Raw genomic sequence first — 4,508 nt, 5'->3', positions numbered from 1 at the left:
AACGGTCAGTTTTGACATTGAGGCATTCAACCAACTGATCCGCCAGGTCGAGGCCATGGCCAAGGCCGGTGCCAAGATCAATCCAGCGGATTTCTATCCGCCGGTGAAGAAACATAAAGGCAGCTCCCGGGATCTCCCGCTCGTCGATCCGGATCTACGAGAGGCACTCGAGCAGTACCTTATAGTAAGGATCGAAAAACAAAGGTCGCTTAAACCTTCCGACCCGTTATTTATCACGCAAAAAGGTGGTCCCTACTCGCCCAATACCCTGCAAGAACACATGGCTCTGATGCTGCGCGGCTGGGCGGGCATTGAGAAGGCCAGCTCTCACAGTGGGCGGCGCTCGGTGATCACCAACGTGATACACAAGCAGAAGAAGTCAGTCAAGGTTGCGCAGAAGATCGCTGGACATGTGAATCCGTCCACGACCTTAATTTATGAAGAGCCCCCAGAAGAACAGATCAGTGATGCGCTGAAATCGCTTTGAACAAACAAGTCGACCAAGCAGATCAGATTTGCACTCGTGTAAGTGAGCATCACTTTGTGGTGATAACACGCGCCTATTCGGGTAGCAGAATCACACATGGGTCGACTTGTGGTGTAAGGATTGTCGTCCGCTGCTTTGCACGTGTGATGCTGACACGGAAATTCTGACGGGTTTGATCATTGATGTTGTTGCGCGTATTTCCGCGTACAATCCTATCAGGATTTGCCACGATTTTGCGCTTGGCGATCCGGGGCCAGCCTTCAAACCGGGGCCAGCCTTCAAATATGATCACTTCATCAAACTGCTTACCCTTCGCTTTATGCATGTTCATAACAACCACACCAGATTCCGGCCTCGTGTTGATTGAGAAATGCTCCTGAACGAAGGCGTGGCGGACAATCTCTAGAGCGTCCACATATCGCCCTGTGTCCCGCCAGTTCTGAGACAGAGATTCGCGAAGCTGTGTCCCCCGATCAAGTAGACGAATATTTCTAACCTCTGCGGCAATCTCATTTAGCCGCTTACAATCAACAGCATCCAGATGCTTACGTACGGTGGTCCAGTCGCTGTCAGGATCCCCCGTCAGGACAAGGTTATACGATGCTTCATAGGCAGCTTCGATTGGCAAGAATATGCTTTTCTTTGGAACAGCTTTGCCTGCATCACGACATTCAACTGCTTTTTGAAAAGCTGCATATATCCGCACGGCTTCCTGAAGACTGGTCTTGGAAGGTGTATTGCCACCCTTGCCCCGGTAATAGCTGCAAATCAAATTGACGAACCCGGCCACATCCCCTCGTCCACCGTGGCTTTGTAGTATATAGGCGATAATCTCGGCAGCAAGGATTGCCGCCTCCATATCAACTGCAGCATTGTGTTCAATCTTTGGAAGCCTGCTAGGCGGTTCTCGGAATGCGACTGATACGATGCGGGTCATGCGTTTCGTTGGGACGAGGATCGCCAGTGACCAGTCTTTTGGACCATCCTTGATCAGTCGCTTGCGCGCCTGCAAGGTCTCGGTAACCACTTTGGTAATCGCTGGGTTATGGTTGGCATCGAACACGTCAAAATAGATGCCGTCATAGCTCTTCTTTGTAAACTTGCCCTTCAGGATATCGTTACCAAAGTGGGCGAGATCGGTTCCCTTGCTGCGGTGGTTTTCACTACTGAGATCAAACTTTGACGGTGCGAACTCGTCCTCAAAATGTTGGAGTCGTTCCGGATCTGCGCCGATGAAATCGAATATCCGTTGCTCGGGATCTGCTAGCGCGAGGAGCTGACTGTCACGTCCTAGCGCCTGGATGACACGCCATTGATCTGGCGCGGTATCCTGAAACTCATCCAGTATGATAACAGGATAAGCATTGGAAATAAGACGCCTGATTTTGTTGCTCCTGTGGAGCAGTTCTCCAGCCATCTCGGCAAAGAGATCAAAACAGACTAATCCCTCTTCAGCAGCTAGGCGTCGCCGCTCGGCATATTCACGTTGCTTTTTTTCTTCCCGTTCCTTTTGACTCAGCTTGTTATCTAATTTGTACTCATTCCTTATGTCAGACAGGGCCACTGCCTCATTGGGCGGTGTTAGAATGCCGAGACGGCGTGGCAGGCCGAGCAAGTATCCGTGTGACTTGATGAGCCGCCAAAAGAAGGCGTGATAGGTATCCACCTCGATATGACGTTTAACGTCAGGAGTAATCTCATCTTCTTCTGCAATGGCTTCGAGAACCCTCGAAACGGTTGCTCTCGCAAAACTCAGAAATAAAACGCGCTGGCCAGTTTTCAGGCCTTCCTTGACGATCTTCCCTGCCTTCAGGATGGATACGGTTGTTTTGCCGGAACCGGGACCGCCCTGCACTAGCAGGTGCCCCTCGGCGGCCAAGACTTCCTTTTGTTTGTTCGTAAGATCAAACGCCACCTGGATCGACATCCTCCGTGGGTAGTTCCGCGCCGGGTTCTACTATTACTTCATCAGCCGCTGGTTCTTCCTTTGCGTAAGCTTCTTCGGGAACCGGTTGTGACAATTCTCGGATGCGAATACAGGTTTCTCGCATCCATTCAGGGATTTCATCTTCATTACATTGCGCCAGAAATTCCGCGAGTCCCCAGTTACCCTTAGCCCAACCAAGATACTCACCAACGGCATTCACGATATCTACTTTTGGATAAGGATATTTAGCCGCGAGATGCGGTGGCCACGCCAGAATATCTGCAAAACGTTCTAGAGCAGCAGCCGTCGTATTATTTAAGACGAGGTCTTCGATACCCTTCTCGTTATGCATGAAGAGCTCATCGACCTGAGTCCTGATCGCTGCTTCATTCGCCGCCGTCTGGCTGTCGCATACGGCATAAACAGTTTTTCCCAATCCCCGATATAACCCACCCAGGTCTGCGAGTTGGGATTCGGTTCCTGCATCGATTGTGCATATACCAAGTACTTCCAGTGAATTGTATTTTGCAGGATCGAGTTCTGCGAGGCGACGGGCTACGGCTGGAAAAGCTGTGGCTTCGGTTGCCCCTTCAGCCAGCAAGATGCGGCGCGCAAGCAATCCTTCACAGAATCGTGTGCGGAACTCCTGCCTATATCGCTTTTGTTTCACGCTTTCGGGCAGACTTACCACTGCCTGTATCAGCACACCATCGCCGGAGCGCGACAAGACAAGCGTCTCATCGAGACCGAACTCTTCCAGAACATAGGGCGAGTGCGAAGTAAACAGTGACTGTGCTGACAGGTTCCGGATCTCGTGTACGATCCGCTTCTGAGCATAGGGTGGAATCGCAGTTTCCGGCTCCTCCATGGCGAAGATAACGTTTTGCTTGTCTTCGGCAATCTGGGATAGCATTGCCAACACCAGCATGTTGATCGTACCTGTGCCTTGCCGGTAGTACGGTGCGGCGTGAGGGCCTTCTCCTGTCGCAACAAAAGCTGTAATAACCTTTCTGAGATGTTCACGCGTCAGGGCCGACACGCGCAAATGAGGTTCGACCCCCCATTCCTTTGGGACATATTTTTTAAGCGCGGTGTTGATGCTTTGCAAGACACCGGTAATCCCGAGTTCCGGTGCGCTGGCGACATCGAATGACGCCAAGCCGCTGATAGTGGATTCCCACATCTGGGGCCTGATTTCTTTTAGGCGCAAAATGATATCCAGAAGGCTGCCATGTTCTAGACTTAGAGCACGGCTGCCTGTACGCAGGCTCCTCAGATACAGGAAACCACAGAACTGCTTGTCGCGCCGCCCAAAAAACTGGGGGGCTCCTCCTTCCTCCAGACTGCGCGAAAAATAGGTATTGCCGATGAAATCATCCTCATTGAACTCATACTCACCGATGAACGTTACACGTAAGGCTTCAACAATCGCATCATCATCAACACCTTCCACTTTCGGGGCTATATAGAATACATTGTCCTGCGTATTCCACCACTCGATGTAATCTCGAAAGTGTGCCTTCTGTTCGTCCGACAAGTCTGTGATGGTCGCTTCGATCCTGATCTGAACGATCTCCGGCTCATTACTTTCTTGGGCCTCAGGTACAGACGCCTCTACAGGTTCGGAAGCTGGAGCCTCTTCTACAACCGCTTCGGCTGCAATGGCTTCATCGGGCTCTACTGGCTGCTCTTCTGCTGGTTCCCCAGTTGCACTGTCTTCAAAATATCGACCAACATAGAAGTCATGCTCATCAATCGGCGGACGTCGGTTCAAACGATCAGGCCCGAGTACAAGGTTAATCGCTTCAAGGATAGTTGATTTGCCGGTATTGTTGTCGCCTATGAGAACTACGTGGTCCGGGAAAAATAGTTCTGCCGTTTTGATACCTCTGAAGTTTTCGATTATTAGACGGCTTATCTTCATGCGGCCCACATCTCCGAAAGCACCTCAGCCTGCTGAAGGACAGTCTGTACCGCAGCTTCTTGTAAATCTGGCGGATAGCCGTATTTTCGCAGGATACGTTTAACGAGCACCCGCATGCGTGCGCGCGCTGATTCCCGGTGTGCCCAGTCGATTGATACGTTGCTCTTTAC

Annotated in this window: 4 protein-coding genes; 1 reads left to right on the top strand and 3 read right to left on the bottom strand. The window is 51.2% G+C overall.

All coding sequences use genetic code 11. The features are described 5' to 3' along the window. A partial coding sequence (locus ACOCD2_RS12980; protein WP_293672774.1) for a tyrosine-type recombinase/integrase occupies nt 1–487 on the top strand: 487 nt, incomplete at its 5' end. A 73-nt stretch (nt 488–560) separates the two neighbouring features. On the opposite strand, the gene ACOCD2_RS12975 is transcribed toward ACOCD2_RS12980, so the two are convergent. From ACOCD2_RS12975 to ACOCD2_RS12965, 3 genes are all read right to left on the bottom strand, one after another. Beyond that, a complete protein-coding gene (locus ACOCD2_RS12975; RefSeq protein ID WP_293672773.1) occupies nt 561–2,414 on the bottom strand; it encodes a UvrD-helicase domain-containing protein in 1,854 nt (617 codons plus the stop codon). Then, a complete protein-coding gene (locus tag ACOCD2_RS12970) occupies nt 2,392–4,338 on the bottom strand; it encodes an ATP-dependent nuclease (RefSeq protein WP_293652732.1) in 1,947 nt (648 codons plus the stop codon). Before ACOCD2_RS12970 ends, ACOCD2_RS12975 begins: the two co-directional genes overlap by 23 nt. Further along, on the bottom strand, nt 4,335–4,508 hold a 174-nt coding region (locus tag ACOCD2_RS12965; protein ID WP_293652734.1), incomplete at its 5' end, for a type I restriction enzyme endonuclease domain-containing protein. The genes ACOCD2_RS12970 and ACOCD2_RS12965, both read right to left, overlap by 4 nt.

It is taken from the genome of Thiolapillus sp. (assembly GCF_048562965.1).
Taxonomy (GTDB): Bacteria; Pseudomonadota; Gammaproteobacteria; order Chromatiales; family Chromatiaceae; genus Thiolapillus; species Thiolapillus brandeum_A.
The sequence above is the reverse complement of the archived record's forward strand: the minus strand, read 5'-3'. Positions and strand labels throughout refer to the sequence as shown.